Source organism: Hylemonella sp. P2_B10 (assembly GCF_056404875.1).
On the sequence record NZ_JBFUDE010000001.1, the window covers coordinates 1,531,440 to 1,550,588 of the forward strand.

General features: G+C 68.0%; 17 protein-coding genes. 7 read left to right on the forward strand and 10 right to left on the reverse strand.

What is annotated here, in order from left to right; translation table 11 throughout:
* Nucleotides 1–9 precede the first annotated feature (9 nt).
* Together AC1DX2_RS07180 and AC1DX2_RS07185 are read left to right on the forward strand one after the other, a co-directional pair.
* Nucleotides 10–1,779, forward strand: coding sequence for a methyl-accepting chemotaxis protein (locus AC1DX2_RS07180; protein ID WP_477195605.1), 1,770 nt, complete (start codon nucleotides 10–12; stop codon nucleotides 1,777–1,779).
* Nucleotides 1,780–1,846: 67 nt separating this feature from the next.
* On the forward strand, nucleotides 1,847–2,026 hold the full coding sequence (locus AC1DX2_RS07185) for a hypothetical protein (RefSeq protein WP_477195606.1): 180 nt from the start codon (nucleotides 1,847–1,849) through the stop codon (nucleotides 2,024–2,026).
* A 9-nt stretch (nucleotides 2,027–2,035) separates the two neighbouring features.
* Here AC1DX2_RS07185 and AC1DX2_RS07190 read toward each other — a convergent pair whose 3' ends face one another.
* The 4 genes from AC1DX2_RS07190 to AC1DX2_RS07205 all read right to left on the reverse strand — a co-directional run bounded on the left by AC1DX2_RS07190 (nucleotide 2,036) and on the right by AC1DX2_RS07205 (nucleotide 5,705).
* Nucleotides 2,036–3,076 (reverse strand): pirin family protein, encoded by a 1,041-nt coding sequence (locus AC1DX2_RS07190; RefSeq protein WP_477195607.1) that lies wholly within the window; start codon nucleotides 3,074–3,076, stop codon nucleotides 2,036–2,038.
* A complete protein-coding gene (locus AC1DX2_RS07195; RefSeq protein ID WP_477195608.1) occupies nucleotides 3,073–3,813 on the reverse strand; it encodes a class I SAM-dependent methyltransferase in 741 nt (246 codons plus the stop codon). Before AC1DX2_RS07195 ends, AC1DX2_RS07190 begins: the two co-directional genes overlap by 4 nt.
* Before the next feature lie 138 nt (nucleotides 3,814–3,951).
* Nucleotides 3,952–4,638: an energy transducer TonB gene (locus AC1DX2_RS07200; RefSeq protein ID WP_477195609.1), complete on the reverse strand. Its 687-nt coding sequence runs from the start codon at nucleotides 4,636–4,638 to the stop codon at nucleotides 3,952–3,954.
* Between the two features lie 110 nt (nucleotides 4,639–4,748).
* Nucleotides 4,749–5,705: a LysR family transcriptional regulator gene (locus AC1DX2_RS07205; RefSeq protein WP_477195610.1), complete on the reverse strand. Its 957-nt coding sequence runs from the start codon at nucleotides 5,703–5,705 to the stop codon at nucleotides 4,749–4,751.
* A gap of 95 nt (nucleotides 5,706–5,800) precedes the next feature.
* On the opposite strand from AC1DX2_RS07205, the gene AC1DX2_RS07210 reads away from it, so the two are divergent.
* From AC1DX2_RS07210 to AC1DX2_RS07220, 3 genes are read left to right on the forward strand one after another with little or no spacing between them, the layout of a single operon-like run.
* Nucleotides 5,801–6,994: a CaiB/BaiF CoA transferase family protein gene (locus tag AC1DX2_RS07210; protein WP_477195611.1), complete on the forward strand. Its 1,194-nt coding sequence runs from the start codon at nucleotides 5,801–5,803 to the stop codon at nucleotides 6,992–6,994.
* A 38-nt stretch (nucleotides 6,995–7,032) separates the two neighbouring features.
* Nucleotides 7,033–8,010, forward strand: a complete 978-nt coding sequence (locus tag AC1DX2_RS07215; RefSeq protein WP_477195612.1) for a Bug family tripartite tricarboxylate transporter substrate binding protein — start codon at nucleotides 7,033–7,035, stop codon at nucleotides 8,008–8,010.
* 3 nt (nucleotides 8,011–8,013) lie between these two features.
* On the forward strand, nucleotides 8,014–9,777 hold the full coding sequence (locus tag AC1DX2_RS07220) for a carboxylesterase/lipase family protein (protein ID WP_477195613.1): 1,764 nt from the start codon (nucleotides 8,014–8,016) through the stop codon (nucleotides 9,775–9,777).
* A gap of 25 nt (nucleotides 9,778–9,802) precedes the next feature.
* On the opposite strand, the gene AC1DX2_RS07225 is transcribed toward AC1DX2_RS07220, so the two are convergent.
* The 5 genes from AC1DX2_RS07225 to AC1DX2_RS07245 all read right to left on the reverse strand — a co-directional run bounded on the left by AC1DX2_RS07225 (nucleotide 9,803) and on the right by AC1DX2_RS07245 (nucleotide 15,064).
* Nucleotides 9,803–10,354 carry a cytochrome b/b6 domain-containing protein gene (locus AC1DX2_RS07225; protein ID WP_477195614.1) on the reverse strand — a complete coding sequence of 184 codons (552 nt, stop codon included), beginning with the start codon at nucleotides 10,352–10,354 and terminating at the stop codon, nucleotides 9,803–9,805.
* Entirely contained in the window at nucleotides 10,341–10,622 is a 282-nt protein-coding gene (locus AC1DX2_RS07230; protein WP_477195615.1) for a PepSY domain-containing protein, read from the reverse strand. The genes AC1DX2_RS07225 and AC1DX2_RS07230 overlap by 14 nt, the downstream gene beginning before the upstream one ends.
* 58 nt (nucleotides 10,623–10,680) lie before the next feature.
* On the reverse strand, nucleotides 10,681–11,364 hold the full coding sequence (locus tag AC1DX2_RS07235; RefSeq protein WP_477195616.1) for a Fe2+-dependent dioxygenase: 684 nt from the start codon (nucleotides 11,362–11,364) through the stop codon (nucleotides 10,681–10,683).
* 13 nt (nucleotides 11,365–11,377) lie between these two features.
* A complete protein-coding gene (locus tag AC1DX2_RS07240; RefSeq protein WP_477195617.1) occupies nucleotides 11,378–12,487 on the reverse strand; it encodes an alpha-hydroxy acid oxidase in 1,110 nt (369 codons plus the stop codon).
* A gap of 105 nt (nucleotides 12,488–12,592) precedes the next feature.
* Entirely contained in the window at nucleotides 12,593–15,064 is a 2,472-nt protein-coding gene (locus AC1DX2_RS07245; protein ID WP_477195618.1) for a TonB-dependent receptor, read from the reverse strand.
* Nucleotides 15,065–15,219: 155 nt separating this feature from the next.
* On the opposite strand from AC1DX2_RS07245, the gene AC1DX2_RS07250 reads away from it, so the two are divergent.
* On the forward strand, nucleotides 15,220–16,131 hold the full coding sequence (locus AC1DX2_RS07250; RefSeq protein WP_477195619.1) for an alpha/beta hydrolase: 912 nt from the start codon (nucleotides 15,220–15,222) through the stop codon (nucleotides 16,129–16,131).
* 239 nt (nucleotides 16,132–16,370) lie between these two features.
* Entirely contained in the window at nucleotides 16,371–18,074 is a 1,704-nt protein-coding gene (locus tag AC1DX2_RS07255) for a tetratricopeptide repeat protein (RefSeq protein WP_477195620.1), read from the forward strand.
* 10 nt (nucleotides 18,075–18,084) lie between these two features.
* On the opposite strand, the gene AC1DX2_RS07260 is transcribed toward AC1DX2_RS07255, so the two are convergent.
* A complete protein-coding gene (locus AC1DX2_RS07260) occupies nucleotides 18,085–19,128 on the reverse strand; it encodes a GlxA family transcriptional regulator (RefSeq protein WP_477195621.1) in 1,044 nt (347 codons plus the stop codon).
* Nucleotides 19,129–19,149: the final 21 nt, after the last annotated feature.

Consider the following 19,149-nt stretch of genomic DNA (forward strand, 5'->3'; position numbering starts at 1 on the left):
GAGAACACCATGAAAATCTCCAACCTGAAAATCGGCGTGCGGCTCGCCTTGGGCTTTGCCATCGTGCTGGCCCTGAGCCTGGTGCTGGGCGTGTTTGCCATCAGCCGTCTGGCCGTCATCAACGAGGCCACCTCCGACATCGCCACCAACTGGCTGGCGGCCACCAAGTACCTGGGCGAGTACCGCGCGAACATCGACGGCATCCACCGCGCCGCGTCCCGCCACGTGATGTCCAGGTCGGACGCGGAGTTCGCCGACCAGGAGAAGGGCATCGAAGCCGGCAAGGCCAAGGCCGCCGCGACCTTCAAGCGCTATACCGAGACCGTCGACTCGCCGGAGGAAAAGGCGCTGGCCGACAGCATCAAGGCGGCTGAGCAGCGCTACTACGCCGCGCTGGCAGAGGTGGTGAAGACCTCCCGCGCGTCTGACGGCGTGACGGACGCCCTGCGCGCCGCCTTCGGCGGCACACCGCGCAAGACCTTCAACGAACTGCTGGACCTGATCGAGAAAGACATCGAGGTGCAGACCAAGGGCTCCGATGGCGCCTACCAGCTGTCGCAAAGCCAGTACGCGTCCACCCGTACCGCCGTCATCGCGCTGCTGGTCGCCGCCGTGTCCATCGGCGCGCTGCTGGCCTGGGCCATCACCCGCTCCATCACCGCCCCCGTGGGCAGCGCGCTGAAGCTGGCCGAAGCCGTCGCCGTGGGCGACCTGTCGTCGCGCATCCACAGCGACAGCAAGGACGAAGTCGGCCAGCTGGTGCGCGCGCTGATGAAGATGAACAACGACCTCGCCAAGGTGGTCAACCAGGTGCGCCAGGGGTCCGAATCCGTGGCCTCGGCCAGCACCCAGATCGCCCAGGGCAACAACGACCTGAGCCAGCGCACCGAGCAGCAGGCCAGCGCGCTGGAAGAAACCGCCGCCTCCATGGAAGAGCTGGCCTCCACCGTCAAGCAAAACGCCGACAACGCCCGCCAGGCCGACCAGCTGGCCAAGAGCGCGTCCACGGTGGCCATCAACGGCGGCGAAGTGGTCAACCAGGTGGTGGTGACCATGAAGGGCATCAACGATTCATCGAAGAAGATTTCCGACATCATCAGCGTCATCGACGGCATCGCCTTCCAGACCAACATCCTGGCGCTCAACGCCGCCGTGGAAGCAGCGCGCGCCGGCGAGCAGGGCCGCGGCTTTGCCGTGGTGGCCAGTGAAGTGCGCAGCCTGGCCGGCCGCAGTGCCGATGCTGCCAAGGAGATCAAGACCCTGATCAACGACAGCGTGGAGCGCGTGGAACAAGGCACCACCCTGGTGGACAAGGCCGGCGTGACCATGAGCGAAGTGGTCAGCTCGATCAAGCGCGTGACCGACATCATGGGTGAGATCAGCGCCGCCAGCACCGAGCAGAGCCAGGGCGTGGCGCAGATCGGCGAAGCGGTTCAGCAGATGGACCAGGTGACGCAGCAAAACGCCGCCCTGGTGGAAGAGATGGCCGCCGCCGCCTCCAGCCTGCGCGGCCAGGCCGGTGACCTGGTGCAGGTGGTGAGCGTGTTCAAGCTGGACACGGGCCACGAACAGCCGGCGCTGACCGCCCCGGTGGCGGTGCGCGCGGACAGCACGGCCGGCGTTGCCTTCAAGGGCGAAGAGCGCCGCGCCATCGGCACCCCGCGCACCACTGGCGCCACCGCCGCCAAGCCCAAGGCCAAGCCCGCCGTAGCGGCGCCCGTGGTTGCACCCAAGGCACTGGCTGTCGCCGGTGTCGATGGGGGCTGGGACACGTTCTAAGACTCAACCCACCGACACCAAAACGCGGCCCGCCAGGCAGCTGCCTGGGCGGGCCGTGTTGCGCGCCATGCCCACAGAGAATCCGCCGCCGTCAGACCACGACGAACTGCTCAAAACCATCCAGGAACTGGAACAGACCCAGGCCACGCTCGCTGCCATCTCCCAGGCCTTGAACGACTACCTGAAACACCCGGCGCCACACGAAAACGTCAGCCCCAGTGCCGACGCACCAGAACAAGCAGGGTGAAGAGAGGCGTCACCGCCCCTCTTCCACCTTCCCATCCGCATGCCGCGCAAACCGCGCCTGCGTGCGCGGGTGCACCGGCTGCTCGTCGGCAAACGGCCAGCCGCCAAACTGCGTGCGCCGGTAGTCGTTGAAAGCCTGCTGGATCTCGGCCTGCGTGTTCATCACGAACGGCCCATACTGCGCCACCGGTTCGCCGATCGGCCGGCCCTGCAGCAGCAACGCCTCGGCCACCTGGCCGCCGGTGTTGTGCAGCATCACCGCCTGCTCGGCGCGCAGTTGCACCGCATGGCCCACCGCCACGTCGCGCGTGCCCACACGCAATTTCTCGCCGCTGAAGAAGTACAGCACCCGGTTCGTGCCCGGCTGCGCTGCCGGCATTTGCCACTGCGCTTGCGCATCCATCGCGATGGTCCAGATCGCCACGTCGCTGCCCGGTGCGCTGGCCCAGCTGTTGGGCGGTGGCGGCAGCGGCTGGGCGTCGGCATAGGTGCCGGCCACCACCGTCACACGCGTCTCGTGCCCGTCCGCGTCGCGCAGCGTGCGCCGGGGAATGTCGCCGTTCCAGTACATGCCGAAATACGGCGCCACCATCTTGTCCTTGGCCGCCAGGTTCAGCCAGATCTGGAACAGCTCCAGCCGGTTCGGGCCGTCCTTGTCCAGCAGCGGGAACATCTCGCTGTGCACGATGCCGCTGCCTGCCGTCAGCCACTGCGCATCGCCCTGGCCAAAGCGTGCCGTGGCGCCCAGCGAATCCGAATGGTCGATCAGTCCATGCCGCACCACCGTCACGGTCTCGAAGCCGCGATGCGGGTGGCCGGGGAAGCCCGGCACCGTGCGGCCGTGGTACATGCGCCAGCCGTCCTTGCCGGCAAAGTCCTGGCCCATGTCGCGCCCTTCGAGCGAGGCCGCCGGCCCCAGCGCGTCATTGCCCGCCGGGTACAGGTCGTCGTGGTGCACGCAAAAGAGAAAAGGGTCCAGCGTCTGCCACGGAAAGCCCAGCGGCGCCACGCTCAGCACCGGGTCGCCGGGGACTTGCGCGGTGCTGTTCATGGCTTGATCAGCAAGCCCTGCCCCGTGGGCAGCTCCAGGATCTTCAGCCCATGCCGCGCCGCAATCGGGTCCAGCGAGGCCTTCTGCGCCGAGTAGCCCCACCAACCGTAGTCGTCAAACACGATCGCGCCACGCGGCTCCAGCCGCGGCAACACCGCCTCCAGCGCGGCCGCCTCGGGCACCCAGTGGTTCATGTCGATGTGGGCGAAGGCAATGCGATCGGGGAAACCCTGGGCAAACGACTCCGGCACCCGGCCCTTGACCACCTGCACGCAGGGGTAGGGCGCAAAGCGCTTCAGCACCTGTGCATACATGTCCGGCGTGTCATGGGCCGCCAGATGCGAGTGGCCGTCACCCTCGCGCCACTCGAACAGGTCGTACAGGTAGTAGCGCTTGCCCAGCGCGGTCAGATCCAGCTTGCGCAGCACGTCCAGCGCCGTGCGGCCCTGGTAGCAACCCAGCTCCAGGAAGTCGCCGGTCAGGTGGGTGGCCAGCTCGGCAAAATACAGCAGGATGTAGCGCCGCCACACCGAGCTTTTTTCCTCGATGCTCAGGCTGTCGTCGTGCAGCGGCTCGAGGAAGAACGGGTCGCGCAAGAAGCTCAGGTTGCGGTTCCACAGGATCATGTTGTCCGCGGAAAACAAGGTCTTGCCGCCGTCGAACAGGCTTTCGCGCAGCATTTGCAGGCCGGCCTGGAACTTGTCCTTGTCCAGCACATTGAAGTGTGAACCCAACATGAATAAGGGCTTGATCGGTTCCATCGTCTTCGGGGGTAGGTTCAGGGTTGGTCACGCGCCGCGCTGGCGGCAGCACGCCACAGTGTAGTGCCGTCTGCAACCGCGCCCAGCCCGGCAAGCCGCTAGCCCGGCGGAAAGTCAACCCAGCACGAAATCAATCGGCACGTTGAACCACATCGCCTCGGGTGCGCCATCGCGCCGGCCGGGCACATAGCGCCACTTGGTCACCGTGTTCATCGCCGCGTCGTCCAGCCGCTGAAAGCCGCTGGACTGGTAGATCTCGGCCTTCTGCGCCGCGCCGTCCACGCCTATCAGCACCCGCACCACCACCTTGCCCTTCTCGCCCAGGCGGCGGCTCACGGTCGGGTACACCGGCTTGGGGTTTTGCAGGTAGGCGGCGTCGCCACTGGGCAGTTCCACCTTGGGCGCGGGGGGCGCCACGGGTGCTGGTGCCGGTGCCGGTGCCGGTGCGGCGGCCGGCGGCGTGGCAAACGTGCCGGTGGGCGCAGTGGTCATGGCCACGGCCTCCACCAGCGGGGGCGGGGCTTCCACCTTCTGCTGCTGAGGTGCCGGCTCGTGCGGGCGCGGCGGCTCCACCTTCTTCACCACCACCGGCGGCGGCGCCACCTCGGGTGCCGGCAGCTCCACAAACACCTTCAGCACCGAAGGCGGCACCACCACGTCCACCGCGCGGCGCATCAGCCCGCTGTGCACCGCCCACAGCAGCGCCAGATGGAAAGCCACCACACCGCCGGCCACCAGCGGGCTGCGGCGGTTGGCGGGGTAAGACAGCAACGGGGCTTGTGCGAAGGTCAGCGCGGACATGGCTAGGGTTTGTGCGGATTGCTGTGATTGTAAATGAGAATTTGTCGCATTTGCAATCAGCATGCCAACCGCTAGCCCTTGGGGTTGACGCAGCTCAACCCCGCAAGCTGTCAGCCTGCAGGGGCTTGCGCCCCCAACTTGCGCAGCGCTGCGGCGAACGCCGCCACCAACGGTGGCAATTCGCTCCCCGACTGGCGCGTGTACAGACCCAGCGAAGGCAGCTGCATCACCGGCCGCAGCGCCAGCTTGCGCACGCCGCCGCGCGCCAGTTCGTCCTGCGCATGGTCGGCCCGGACGGCGGCCAGCAGCGCCGGATCCAGCCGCAACAGGCTGCCTACCGTCACCGAGGACAACACCTCGACCACGGGCTCCGGCGGCTGCAAGCCGCCGTTGAGAAAAGCCGTCATCAGCCCCTGGCGCACCAGCGTGTCCTTGGGCGGCGCCACCCAGGGCTGGTCCCGCAGATCCGCCCATGCCAGAGCGCGCCTGCGCGCCAGCGGGTGTGCCTGGGCGGCCAACACGCACAACGCGTCCTCCAGCAGCACGGCGGGTCGCAGCAGCGGCAGTTGCTCGCTCGCCAGCAACTCGGGCGTGATGGCGCCGAACACGCAATCGAGTTCACCGTCCAGCAGACGCTGCACCATGTCGCGCACGCGCCCTTCCTGCACCTGCACGCGGGCACCGGGGTGGCGTTGGCGCAGGTGGGCAATGGCTCGGGGCACCGACGCCGAGACCGAGAGCGTGCCCAGCCGCAGGACACCGGTGGCGCCGGTGCGCAGCGCATGGACCTCCTCCTCGCCACGGGTCAATTCACCCAGCATCACCCGGGCGCGGTACACCACGGCTTCACCCAGCGCATTCGCGGTCAGCCCTTGCGCACTGCGCTCGAACAGCCGCGCGCCGAAGCCGGTTTCGATCTCGCCCAGCATCTTGCTCAGCGCCGGCTGGCTCAGGTGCAGCTGGCCGGCCGCAGCACGCATGGTGCCGATGTCCGCCAGGGCCACCAGCAATTCAAGGTGGCGCAGCCGCAGCCGGCGCACCAGGTAATCGGAATTCGACGGCTTCAAATCTGCGCTCCTAGATGAATGTGATCACTTCCAGTGATCGCTCTATCAGGATTATCGAATTTACAGCAATCGCACCGGCGTCTATCGTCGTGGCCGTGAATGCATCTTCTCCAGCCGCGCCCCTGGCCGGCGTGCGGGTCATCGACCTGGGCCAGTACATCGCCGGCCCCGGTGCGGCCATGGCACTGGCCGAACTGGGCGCCAGCGTCACCAAGATCGAACCGCTGTCCGGCGACCAGGCCCGCCACATCGGCCGCTACGGCGAATCCATGATCCGCGCCTACAACCGCGGCAAGCGCTCCATCGCGCTCGACCTGAAGAGCGACGCCGGGCGCGAGGTGGCGCTGCGCCTGATCGCCGGCGCCGACGTGGTCATCCAGAACCTGCGCCCCGGCGCGGTGGACAAGCTGGGCCTGGGCCCCACTGCGCTGTGCGCGCGCTTTCCACGGCTGGTCTACCTGTCGATCAGCGGCTTCCCCAGCAACGCGCCCTCGCACGCCCGGCCCGGCTACGACATCGCGGCACAGGCCGAGAGCGGCCTGATGTCGGTCACCGGCGAGCCCGACGGCCTGCCGCAGAAGGTGGGCGTGCCGGTGGTGGATGCAGCCGCCGCGCAACTCGGCGCGCAGGCAGTGCTGGCCGCGCTGTACGGGCGCGAAAAACACGGCGCCGGGCAGGCGCTGGAGGTGTCGCTGCTGGAGACGGCGCTGCACCTGCAGGCCGCCACCTGGTGCGAATACCTGGCCGGCGCGCCCGAGCCCACGCGCATGGGCCACGGGCAACCGCACAACGCCCCTGCGGCAGAAATCGTGGCCACGCGCGATGGCCACGTCGTGCTGTCGGCCTACGCCGAAGATCATTGGCAGCGCTTTTGCCGCATCGTCGGGCGCGAGGCGCTCGCTGGCGACCCGCGCTTCGCCACCAACGCGCTGCGGGTGCAACACCGTGCCGAGTTGCGCGCGCTGCTGGACGAATGCCTGCGCGGCTACACCAGCGACGAATGCGTCGCCCTGCTGGGCGGCAACCAGATCGTCGTCGGCGCCGTGCGCCGCTACCGCGACGTGCTGGCCAGTCCCGACGTGGCCGCCAGCGGCCTGCTGGTGCACGCGCACACCCCCGGCGGCGACGGCTACCGCGTGCTCGGCCTGCCCTACCGCCTGGGCGATGCCCCGCGCGCCGCGCCGCCGGCCGCGCCGGCCTGTGGTGCCGACGGCGCCCAGGTACTGGCCGATGCGGGCTACGACCCATCGCAGATCGCGGCGCTGCGCCACAGCGGCGCCGTCGCGTGACCGCGCATGAACACATCACAATCAGATCAGGAGACAACATGACCCTCACTCGCCGCCAACTGCTGGCCGTCGCTTCGGCTGCAGCGCTCGCGCCCGCCATGCCCAGCGCCTTCGCGCAATCCTGGCCCGCGCGGCCCCTCCGCCTGGTCTCGCCCTACGGCGCCGGCGGCTCCAGCGACATCCTCACGCGCGTGCTGGGCGACTTCATGGCCGCGCGCCTTGGGCAGGCGGTGGTGGTGGAGAACAAGCCCGGCGCCGGCACGCGCATCGCCAACGACCAGGTGTCCAAGGCCGCCCCCGACGGCTACACCATCCTGCACGCAGCGGCACCCATCGCCATTGGCGAGTCGCTGTACCCCAACCTGCCGTATGACGTGCGCAAGAGCTTCGAGCCCATCATCAGCACGGCCATCGCGCCGCTGTTCCTGGTGGTCAACGCCGCCGCGCCGTACAAGACGCTGCAGGAGTTCGTCGCCTGGGGCAAGGCCCACCCCCACGGCTTCACCTTCGGCTCGCCCGGCGCTGGCTCGGCGCCCCACCTCACCGCCGAACTGTTCATACGCGCCACTGGCGCCAAGGGCCTGGTGGCCCAGTACCAGGGTGACGCGCCGGCCTACATTGAGCTGATGGCCGGCCGCATCGATGCCACGCTGACCGCGCTGGCCACGGCGGTGCCACATGTGGCGGCGGGCAAGCTGCGCGTGCTGGCCGTGGCCACGGAAAAGCGCACGCCGTTGAACCCCGACACACCCACTTTCGTCGAAGCCGGCCTGACCAACGTGGTCGGCTACGGCTGGTACGGGCTGATGGCGCCGGCCGGCACGCCGGCGGCCGTCCTGCAACGCTTGAACGCCGAGGCCAATGCGGCACTCGCCGACCCCGAGGTGCGCAAGAAGGTCGAGGCCGCCGGTCTGCAGGCGCGCGGCGGCACGGCGGCGGATTTCCGCGCCTTCATCGACAGCGAAGCCAGGAAGTGGGCGCAGGTCATCAAGGCCGCCAACATCAAGGTGGACTAAGCCATGGCAGGCCCCATCGCACGCACCCTCGCCTGCGTCGTACTGTCCTCCTCGCTGCTGCTCGCGGGTTGCGCCGGCATGCCTGCAGGCCCTGCCGGCACGCAACGCCAAACCTCCTACGGCCCCGTCATCGGCGTTGACAACTCAGCCGCCGACGGCACCTACAGCTGGAAAGGCATCCCCTTCGCCGCGCCACCCGTCGGCCCGCTGCGCTGGAAGGCGCCCGCCGACCCGGCGCCGTGGACCCAGCCGCGCTTGGCCGACAGCTTCGCCGCCGCCTGCGTGCAGACCGGCCGCCTGTACGGCCCCGGCCTGAACAACCGCTATGACGCCACCATAAGCACCACGCTGGGTCAGACACTGGGCCGCGAAGACTGCCTGTACCTGAACGTCTGGCAGCCCGCGCCCTCCTACAGCGCCTCGGCTGCGCCGCGCCCCGTGATCGTGTTCGTGCACGGCGGCAGCAACATCACCGGCTACACGGCCGACCCGCTGTTTGACGGCGCGGCACTGGCCCGCGGCGCCGACGCCGTAGTCGTCACTGTGAACTACCGCCTGGGCATCTTCGGCTTCCTGGACCTGCCGGCCCTGAAGACCGGCGACCCGCAAGACGACTCGGGCAATTTCGCCTTGCTGGACATTGTGAAAGCCCTGCAGTTCGTGCAGACCAACATCGCAGCCTTCGGCGGCGATCCGGCGCGCGTCACGCTGATGGGCCAATCCGCCGGCGCGGTGAACGTGTATGCGCTGCTGGCCTCGCCGCTGCTGGCGGCGCGCGCCCAACCGCTGTTCCACCGTGTCGCGGCCTTGAGCGGCGGCATCTCCACGGCGGCCACGCTGCCCAAGGGCGCCATCCCCGGCGTGCTGCCGAAGTCCGTATGGACCGCGCGCGGCCAAGCCCTGCTGGCGCACGCGCTGGTGGCCGACGGCGCGGCGCCGGACGCGGCGGCAGCCACGGCGCTGGCCAACCGGCGCAGTGCCGGCGAGAACGCCGCCTGGCTGCGCGGCCAATCCGCCGACGCGCTGCTGGGCGTGGTGCGCACGCGGCTCACGCCGCTGGGCATGTCGGCATCCAACCCCATCCCGGACGGCCACGTGGTCGCCACCGACCCCATCGCCGCCATCCGCGCCGGCCAATATGTGAAAGTGCCCGTGCTGGGCGGCATGACGCGGGATGAGACCAAGCTGTTTCCGCAGCTGTTCGCCATCCGCCCCGACCTGGGCGGCGTCAGCGGCCGTTTGCCGGACGATGCCGCCGTCTTCAAGCTGGCCTATGGCTACGATCCTGAGGCCGCGCCGGCCTCGCGCGTGGAAGACTGGGTGCCGGCCGCCTACCTGCCGGTGGACCAACCTGCCACCGGCTTCAACGCCCGCGCGCGCGAACTGCAGCGCCTGTGGTTCACGGCGATCCGCAACGACGTGCTGGACGCCCTGCGCGCACGCCAGGACGCCGTGTGGGCCTACCGCTTCGACTGGGACGACCTGCCGCCGCCGTTTGACACGGTGTTTGGCGCCGCCCACACGTTCGACCTGCCGTTCGTGTTCGGCAACTTCGGGCCCAGCCTGTATTCGAGCATCTCGTTCACGCGCGCCAACGAACCGGGCCGGCTGGCGCTGTCGCAGGCGATGATGCGGTCGCTGGCCACGTTCGCGGCCGGTGGGGCACCGGACACGGCGGCGGGTTGGCCAGCATGGCCGGCGCTGCGGGTGTTCGACGTGGAATCCGGCCGCGCATCGCTGCGAACGGAACAGGCGCGCCAGCCGTGAGGTCCCGCGCGCAAGCTGCGCCGGCCTAAGCCACGTCGCCGTCCTGCGCCGCCGGCTTCGTCCCCGTCACCATCGCCCGCACCAGGTTCTCCCGGTGCTGCCAGCTGGTGAACACCACGCCGCCCAGGTGCAGCCCCACCAGCACCAACAGCCCCCAGCCCAGCCACTCGTGCAACGTGGCCAGCCAGCCATAGCCCCAGAACATGTCGGTGGTGTACAGCCAGCCGGTGAACCCAAGCAGGCCCACGCAGCCGAGCAGCGCCACCACCATCCAACCGCCCAGCGGGTTGTGGCCGATGTAGCGCGCCGCGCGGCCGGTGAGCACTGCTCGCGCATAGGCCAACGTGGGCGCCACGCGGCGCACGAATTGGGTGAAGCGCGCATAGCGGCCACCGCCGAAGAAGCCCCACAGCAGCCGCAGCGTGGCCGCAGCCAGCGCACCATAGCCCCACCACTGGTGCCCCTCGCCCATGTGGTTGTGGCGCGTGAACCAGGCGCCGGCCACGCAGACCACCAGGCTCCAGTGCAGCAGGCGCACCGGCACGTCCCAGACGCGCAGCCGGTTACTTTTCTTCAACGCGTTCAAACGTCTTCGGATCGAAGAAGGCTTCCACCCGCTTGCCCTGCGGATCCTTGCCATACACCTCGTAGCAGGTTTCGGTCTTTTCCATGCGGCGAATGGTCCAGCCGTCCTTCTCCAGCTTTTGCTGCAGTTCGCTGTGCGGCTTCCACTCTTCCTTCGGGTAGGCCTTGCACTTCACATTGCCGTGCGCCATGGCGCCGCCAGCGGCCACGGCCAGCACAACGGCCAATGCGATCTTGTTCAACAGGTGTTTGGAAGTCATCGTCAGGTTCTCCTTGCTCACAAAAATACAGCCATCATCGATTCACATCACGCAACCATCAGGTCACAGCCCAGCGCCGCAGCAGGTTGTGGTACACGCCCGTCAGCGCCAGCACGTCCGCATTGCCCGCGCCAGCCACCGGCGTCAGCCCCTGTATCGCCTGGTCCAGCTCATACAGCAGCGCACGCGCGCCCTCGTCGCGCACCAGGCTCTCTATCCAGAAGAAAGAGGCCACGCGCGCCCCTTGCGTCACCGGCGTCACCCGGTGCAGGCTGCTGCTGGGGTACAGCACCAGGTCGCCGGCCTCCAGCTTCACCGCCTGCACGCCAAAGCCGGTTTCTATCTCCAGCTCGCCGCCTTCGTACTCGTCCGGCTCGGCCAGGAACAGCGTGGCCGACAGGTCGCTGCGCAAATCCTGCCCCGTGCCGGGCACTTGCATCACCGCGCTGTCCACATGCGCGCCATAGGTGCCACCGCCGGCATAGCGGTTGAATTTGGGTGGGTAGATTTTCTTCGCCAGCGCGGCCGACACAAACGCCGGGTTGTTGCCCAGGGCGCGCAGGATGTGGTTACCCAACTCCCGCGCCACTGCACTGCCATCGTCCAGCTGCTGGTTCTGCTTCACGTGGCGGGCCAGCGTGCCAGCCGTGGCCGTGCCGTCCTGCCACTCGGCCGCATCCAGCTGGCGGCGAAATTGCGCCACCTCGTCCTTCGTCAACACCTGGTCCAGCGTGATCAACATCGCATTTGCTCTTTCAAACTTCTCTCAACGCATCTGGCGTGATGTCTGCCAGCGTGGCGCAGCCCGCCGCCGCCATGCACAGCTCCAGCTCATCGCGCAGCAGTTTCAGCATGTGGGCCACACCCAGGGCACCGGCCACCGCCAGCGCATACACCTGCAGGCGCCCCACCGCCACCGCGTCGGCGCCCAGCGCCAGCGCCTTGAACACATCCGCCCCGCTGCGCACGCCGCCATCCAGCACCAGCGGCAGTCCGTCACCCACCGCTGCACGCACGCCGGGCAGCATCAGCAGGCTGGCCGGCGCCCCGTCCAGGCTGCGCCCACCGTGGTTGGACACCACCAGCCCTGCGACGCCGCGCGCTTTGAGCGCCACCGCGTCGTCCGGGTGCAGCACGCCCTTGGCCCACACAGGCAGCTGGGTCTGGCCCAGCAGCCAGTCCACATCGTCCCAACTGGGCGCCAGCCGCATCAGCCCTTGCAATACCGCGCTTTGCCCTTCCGCCACGGCGGCTGGCGCGGCCACCGCCTGCCCCGCCAGGTTGACCGGCATGCAATCGCGCGGCATCGAGAAGCCCGCGCGCAAAGCGGACAGGCTGGGCGCCTGCACGGCGGCGTCCAGCGTCAGCACAATCGCCTGGTAGCCTGCAGCCTCGGCCCGCCGCACCAGCGCCAGCGTGGCCTCGCGCGTGGGCTGCAAATACAACTGAAACCACCTCGGCGCCGCACCAACCCTCGCCACCTCTTCCAGTGTGCAGGTGGACAGCGTGCTGCACAGCATCAGTGTGTCGGTGGCGCCGGCGCCGCGCGCCGTTTCCACCTCACCACGCGGGTGCGCCAACTTCTGCAGGGCCAGCGGCGCCAGCAGCACCGGGTGCGCCAGCGCCTGGCCGGCCAATGTCACACGCGTGTGCCCTTGCGACACATCGCACAACACACGCGGCAGCACCGCCCAGCGCGCAAACGCGTGCACATTGGCCTGTGCCGTCACGTCCTGCCCACTGCCGCCTTCGATGTAAGCCAGCGTGGCGGGCGCCAGGTACAGCGGCGCCAGGCGCTCGTAGTCCTGTGCGCACAGCACATCGGGGGGTATGGCGCTGGCAGGCGCCTGAAGACGGTCGTTCACGAAGGGTCGCTCATCAACTCACATCAACAAAAGAAAAAAGGCAGACTGAACGTGAGCCCAGTCTGCCGCAATGGCAGGTGTCTCCACCCGCCCCCATCAAACTGGTCAGAACTCGTAGTTCACCGTCACGCGGGTGGAACGGGCATCGCCTTTGTACACGAAAAAGCCCGCGCGGTAACCCGCGGTGTAGTAGTCCTTGTTGCCCACGTTCTGCACGTTCACGCGCAGGTCCAGATTCTTGTTCACGCGGTAGGTGGCAAACAGGTCATACACCGCGAACGAGGGGATGGGCTGCGTGCAGCGGTTCAGCGTGTCAAAGCCGGCCGCCGTGTCGGGTTGGCCGCCGCAGCGGTCGCTCTCATAGCGGGCTGCCGCGCCAAACGCGAAGGCATCGGTGAACTGGTACTTGCCCTGGATGGACGCCGTGCGGTTGGCAAAGTTGGCCAGCGGCTTGCCAATGCTGGCGGCCGTGACCGACTTCAAAATCTCGGAGTTCAGCCACGAGATGCCCGCCTGCACGGTGAACTGCGGCGTGATGTTGCCCTGCAGGCCGATCTCAACGCCCTTTACGCGCAGCGAGCCGGTGTTGAAGGTGCCCACCGTGTCGTAGTTGGCGCCTTCCATCACGTCGTCCTTGGTGGTCTGGAAGATGGCCGCCGTGGCCAGCAGCTTGTCGTCCAGCACGTTCCACTTGGTGCCGATCTCGATGTTGCGCGCGGTCTCGGGCTTGGCGCCAGCCACCTGGCCGTTGTAGACCACCGTGCCGCCGTAACCCGAGTTGGTGCCCGAGTCCGGCTCGCCGCCGTTGATGTCCTGCGACGTTGCCACCGAGAAGTAGACCATGCCCGCAGGGCTGATCTTGTAGGTGATGCCAAAGTTGCCGTTCACCAGCGTGTCCTGGTAGCTGTAGTTGCCAGTCACCACTTCCGTGGTGTTGTTGCGCGTCTGCAGGCTCAGGTCGAAGTGGTCGGCGCGCAGGCCGGCAAACAGCGTCCACTGGTCCGTCAGGTCGATGGTGTCCATCACGCTCAAGGCCGTGGTCTTCACGTGCCAGTCGCCGCTGAAGCCACGGCGCGTGTAGGTGCGGCCGGTCACGCCTGTCAGGTTGTTCACCACATTGCCGGCTTGGTCAAAGATGCAAAAGCCGTTGTTGGCACCCACGCCGGCGGTGGTTTTGCAATTGAAGGCGCCGCTGTTGGCCACCGCGTAGTTGCCCGACACCACCTTGTGGTCGGTGTACTCCACGCCGAAGACGAATTCGTTCTTGGTGTTGCCCAGCTTGGTGTCCCAGCGCAGGTTGGTCTGGTGGGCGAAGTAGTCCACCTCTTGCCAGCCGGTGTGGCCGTTGTCGATGGACGCGCTGGCGTACACCGCGCCGGTGGTGCCGTTGTAGCGCGTGGCGGCATAGGCCGCACCCGTGGTGCCGTAGGCGTTGCTGGTCTGGCCGTAGCGCGTCAGGCTGTTGATGCTCAGCGTCGGCGACAGCTTCCACTTGATGCGCGCCGTCAGCGTGTCCGTGTCCGACGTCAAGAAGTCGTTGTCCTGCGCGTAGGTCGGCACGTTCTTGGCCGGCACGCGGTCGGGCACCGCACCCACCAGGTAGGTGCCCAGGTCGGGGTACTTGTCGCGTGCGCGCAGGCCGTAGTAGTCCAGCGTGATGGACAAGTCCTTGCTCGCCTCGTACACGCCCGACAGCGCCACGCCCTTGCGGCTGCGTTTGGAGGGCGCGCGGTCCGGCACGCCCTCATCGTCCCACAGCAGGTTGGCGCGCAGCGCCGTCTGGTCGGTGAAGACGTGGTTGATGTCGGTGCTGAAGCGGCCATAGCTGTCGGTGCCAAAGCCGGCCGACAGTCGGGCGAAGTCATAGTCCAGCGTGGCTTGCTTGGTGATGGCATTGATGGCGCCGCCAGCAGTGCCACGGCCGGCAAAGCTCGAATTGGGTCCCTTGGAGATTTCCAGCTGCTCGATGGCAAAGCTCTCACGCGTGCTCATGCCGGGGTCGCGCAGGCCGTCCACAAACACATCGCTGCGCGCCTCCTGGCCGCGGATGATGTAACGGTCGCCAAAGGCGTTGCCGTTTTCGCCCGTGCCCAGTGTGATGCCGGGCTGCGCGCTCAAGATCTTCTTCAGGTCGGTGAAGCCCGAGTCGTCAATCGACGCCTTGGTCAGCACCTGGATGGTTTGCGGCGTCTCCGCCAGCGGGCGGGTGTGGCGGCTGTCGGCCGAGGTCTTGGCCTTGTAAGGCACGCCCACTTCGGCGTTCGGGTTCGGGTCGATGGCCTTCTCTTGCACCGTCACCACCGGCAGCGAACCAGCGGCCTTGCCAGCTTGCGCGGCCGATGCCGCAGGCGCGGCCGGCGTGGCCGAAGTCACAGGAGCAGCCGGTGAGGCCGTCTGAGCCAGCGTGCTCAGCGGCACCAGCAGGGCGGCGGACAAGCCCAGGCCAGAAATACCCAACAAAGCAGCAGAGCTGGCGCTCAGGCTGCTGGGCGGCGTGGCAGCGCGCAATTGGGCACGCAGGGATTGGGGTTTGCGCAGGCGCGAGGGCTGTTGCTGGGGCTGTTGCGAGCGGGCCATGGTTTCCTTGGTTTCTTGGTAAGTGAGTTGAAAGCGAGTGTTCTTTTATGGAACGCGAATGCAATTGCAATTGCGAATAATTCTCATTATATATACGATTTTGACCAATCCGCAATGCTCTGGCAGCATCGCGGCATCACACACTTGGCAACACCATGCACCTCCTGCGCCACCTCTTCACCATCGCCTGTCTGGCAACGCTGGCGGCGGTGTCCTCCACGGCCGGCGCCCAAGTGCTGACCTACCGCCAGATCCTCGACCGCCCCGACCGCCCCGCGCCCCATCAGAAAATGGCCTACGGCCAGGACGCCCACCAATACGCCGAGCTGTGGCTACCCGCGGGCGCAGGCCCGCACCCTGTCGTGGTGCTGGTCCACGGTGGTTGCTGGATGGCGGCGCTGCCCGGGCCGGAGTTGGTCGCCTTCCTTGCGGAGGACTTGCGCCAGCACGGCGTCGCGGTGTGGAGCCTGACCTACCGCCGCCTCGGCCACGAAGGCGGCGGCTACCCGGGCACTTTTCTCGATGTGGCCAACGGCGTCGACAAGCTGCGCGACGTGGCAGGCCAATACGCGCTCGACCTGACCCGCGTGGTCGCGGCCGGCCATTCCGCCGGCGGCCACCTCGCGTTGTGGGCGGCGGCGCGGCCCAAAATTGCCGATGGCAGCCCGCTGAAGACGGCCAAGCCCTTGCCCATTCAGGCGGTGGTGGGCATCGCCGCCATTCCCGATCTGAAGCAGGCCACGGATGGGCGCACCGGCTGCCCGACAGAAACGCTGACGCAGTTGGTCGACGTCGCCAAGCGCGTCGACAAGGACGCCTGGAGCGACACCTCACCCGCCGCGCTGCTGCCGCTGGGCGTGAAGCAGACGCTGGTCAGCGGCGTCTACGACGCCATCGTCCCACCCGCCTACGCCTGGCGCTACCAGGCGCGCGCCCAAGCCAGCGGCGAGGCCGTCGCCATCACCAGCCTGGACCATGCAGGCCACTTCGAGCTCATCGCGCCGTGGACGCCGCCGGGGCGTGAGGTCATCAACCAGATCCTCGCCGCCGTCAAGGACAAGCCCTGAACGCGCACCAGGGTGCTCGCCTGCGGCCGCCCTACTTGCCCACCATCTTGGCGAAATGCAGCTGCTGCCGCTCGCGCAGCGCATCCGCCATGAAGCAGAACTGGTAGTAGCCGTACTTTCAGCGGCTCCCTCCCCAGAACCGCATAGTTGGCGCCGAACTCCGCGCATGGTAGCGCTTCGCCAAGCCGGTATGATCCGGCATCGGTCAGCGGCTGCACACAGGGAGTGGAACCAGGCCCATGTCGAAATCGTCCTCCAGAAGACATCCACCGGCTCGGAGCAGCCAGTTCAAAGACAGCGCGCCGCCGCCAGTTGCGCCCGCCAACGCTGCCGCAGCCACCGCGTCCGGCGCGCCACCCGCAACCACCACCGCCCCCGGCCGCTTCGCCCACCTGCTGGGCAAACTCAAACATGTGAAGGGCGCCATCGTCGCCATAGCCGGCACCGGCGCCGTGCTCAGCGGGATGATCGGCTGGTACACCACCTACAAGACCGTGGCCACGCCCACGGCCAGCACGCCCGCCACGCAGGCCGCCAAACCCATCAACAGCAAATCCATCGCCGTGCTGCCCTTCGCCAACATGAGCGGCGACAAAGGCCAGGAGTATTTCTCCGACGGCATCTCCGAGGAACTGCTGAACCAGCTCACCAAGGTGCGCGATCTGCAGGTGATGGCGCGCACCTCGTCGTTCTCGTTCAAGGGCAAGGACGTGGAGGTCAGCGAGATCGCCCGACGCCTGCACGTGGCCAACATCCTGCAGGGCAGCATTCGCAAGTCCGGCACCAAGGTGCGCATCACCGCCCAGCTGATACGCGCCGCCGACAGCAGCCAGATCTGGTCCGAGACCTATGACCGCGACATGAACGACATCTTCGCCGTGCAGGACGAAATCTCCGCCGCCGTGGTGGAGCAGCTCAAGGCCCGGCTGCTGGGCGGCGCGCCCAAGGCCACGGCGGCCGACCCCGAGGCCTATGCGCTGATGCTGCAGGCCCGCCAGCTGCGCCGCCAGAGCACCCGCGACAGCCTGCAGAACGCCGTGGCGCTGTTGCAGCAGGCGCTGAAGCTGGACCCCCGCTATGCCGAAGGCTGGGCCGAACTGGCCACCGTCTACCTCAACCAGGCGGGCAACCAGACGCGGCAGCCCAAAGAAGCCTACGCACAGTCGCGCGACGCCATCAACAAGGCCCTGGCCATCAACCCGAACCTAGCGCGCGCCCACGACCATCTGGGCTGGATCGCGATGATCTACGACCGCGACCTGGCCCAGGCGGCGCAGCACTACCAGCGCGCCCTGGCACTGGCGCCCAACGACGTCGCCGTCATCGCCAACACCACCGCCCTACTCAACAGCCTGAACCGCCTGGACAGCGCCATCGCGACCAGCGAATGGGCAGCCCGGCAGAACCCGGTGAGCGCCGTCACCCGCTCCAACCTGGGCAACTTCTACCAGAGCGCCAAGCGTTACGACGAGGCCATCGCCACCTACCAGGCAGCCCTGCGCCTGTCACCGGGCTACATCGGCGCCCAGGGCTCCCTTGCCCTGACCTTGCTGCTCAAGGGCGACGCGCAGGCGGCCCGTGCCGAGGCGCTGAAGGAAGCTGACGAACTGAACCGGCTGTCGGCGCTGGGCCTGATCGAACATGCGCTGGGCGCGGCCAAGGCGTCGGACGCCGCTGTGGCCGAACTGGCCAAGAAATTTCCGGTGGACGCCACCTTAGGCATCGCCGAAATCCACGCTTACCGCGGCGAGGCCGACGCCGCCTTTGCCTGGCTGGCCAAGGCGGTGGCCGCCAACCTGGACGTCAGCAGCCTGCCCACGGACCCGTTCATGGACAAGCTCAAGCAAGACCCGCGCTGGCTGCCCTTCATGCGCAAGCTGGGCAAGGCGCCGGAACAGCTGGCAGCGATCAAGTTCGAGGTCCCGCTGCCGACGGCACAGTAGGCAGCCGGGGCTACCCCTGCAGGGATTGCCGCCGATACCGCGCCGGGCTCTCCCCCACGTGCCGCACGAACAGGCGCGAGAACGTCGCCACGTCCTCATACCCCACCTTGGCCACCACCTCGGCCAGGCTCAGGGCGCTCACCTCCAGCAGCCGCTTGGCCTTCTCGATGCGGGTGCGCTGCAGCCAGGCCAGCGGGGTCTGCCCGGTCTCGGCCTTGTAGCGGCGCAGCAGCGTGCGCGCACTGGTGTGAAACTGCGCCGCCAATTGCTGCAGGTCATAGGGCTGCACCAGGTGCGTGGCCAGCCAGCGGTTCACCTGTTCTGAGAAGGCTTGCCGCGTCTGCGGAATCAAGCCCGGGTCCACATACGGCTGCTGGCTGCCGCGCCCGCGCCGCACCAGCGCCATGTTGGCCGTGGCGCGGGCGATGCGCGTGCCGTGGTGCTGCTCCACCAGTTGCAGCGCCAGGTCAAACACGCTGCTGAAGGGGCCGCTGGTGATCAGGCCCTTCTCGGTGCACACCACCGCGCCGCTGTCCACATCGATAGCGGGATAGCGCAGGCGGAACTCGCGCTCAAACGCCCATGGCGCCGTCATGCGCCGCCGGCCCACCACGCCCGACTCGGCCAACAGAAAGCCACCCAGGCAGACAGATGCGAACGCCACACCGCGCGCATGCCATTTGCGCAGCAACGCCAGTTCGGGCTTCAGCAGCGCCAGCTTCTCTTCCCACTGGCCAAAGCGCGACACCTCCAGCCCCGGCACCACCACCAGCGCCGGCAGCACGCCGCCAGTCGAACCAGCGTAAGGCGCACCCAGCATGAAACCACCCGCCAGCGCCACCGGCTCACGCCGCGCACTCACCAGCCGCGCCGGCAGGTCCGCCTGATGGCCTGGCGCCATGGCGGCGGCCAGGTGATTGGCGATCAGCAGCAGGTCGGTGACGGCAAATATCTCGGTGCCCATGCAACCGGGGTACACCAGGATGGCAATGTCGCGCAGGGCGGGAGTGGAGGTGGGGGTGGGGGTGGGGGTGGGGGTGGGGGTGGCGGCCATACAGCGCAAAAAGCAGCATGG

Coding starts and splice junctions, on each gene's coding strand:
- AC1DX2_RS07190 (WP_477195607.1), bottom strand. CDS start 3,076: ATGAACAGCACCGCGCAAGTCCCCGGCGACCCGGTGCTGAGCGTGGCG.
- AC1DX2_RS07195 (WP_477195608.1), bottom strand. CDS start 3,813: ATGTTGGGTTCACACTTCAATGTGCTGGACAAGGACAAGTTCCAGGCC.
- AC1DX2_RS07200 (WP_477195609.1), bottom strand. CDS start 4,638: ATGTCCGCGCTGACCTTCGCACAAGCCCCGTTGCTGTCTTACCCCGCC.
- AC1DX2_RS07235 (WP_477195616.1), bottom strand. CDS start 11,364: ATGTTGATCACGCTGGACCAGGTGTTGACGAAGGACGAGGTGGCGCAA.
- AC1DX2_RS07220 (WP_477195613.1), top strand. CDS start 8,014: ATGGCAGGCCCCATCGCACGCACCCTCGCCTGCGTCGTACTGTCCTCC.
- AC1DX2_RS07185 (WP_477195606.1), top strand. CDS start 1,847: ATGCCCACAGAGAATCCGCCGCCGTCAGACCACGACGAACTGCTCAAA.
- AC1DX2_RS07230 (WP_477195615.1), bottom strand. CDS start 10,622: ATGACTTCCAAACACCTGTTGAACAAGATCGCATTGGCCGTTGTGCTG.
- AC1DX2_RS07260 (WP_477195621.1), bottom strand. CDS start 19,128: ATGGCCGCCACCCCCACCCCCACCCCCACCCCCACCCCCACCTCCACT.
- AC1DX2_RS07255 (WP_477195620.1), top strand. CDS start 16,371: ATGTCGAAATCGTCCTCCAGAAGACATCCACCGGCTCGGAGCAGCCAG.
- AC1DX2_RS07250 (WP_477195619.1), top strand. CDS start 15,220: ATGCACCTCCTGCGCCACCTCTTCACCATCGCCTGTCTGGCAACGCTG.
- AC1DX2_RS07215 (WP_477195612.1), top strand. CDS start 7,033: ATGACCCTCACTCGCCGCCAACTGCTGGCCGTCGCTTCGGCTGCAGCG.
- AC1DX2_RS07180 (WP_477195605.1), top strand. CDS start 10: ATGAAAATCTCCAACCTGAAAATCGGCGTGCGGCTCGCCTTGGGCTTT.
- AC1DX2_RS07245 (WP_477195618.1), bottom strand. CDS start 15,064: ATGGCCCGCTCGCAACAGCCCCAGCAACAGCCCTCGCGCCTGCGCAAA.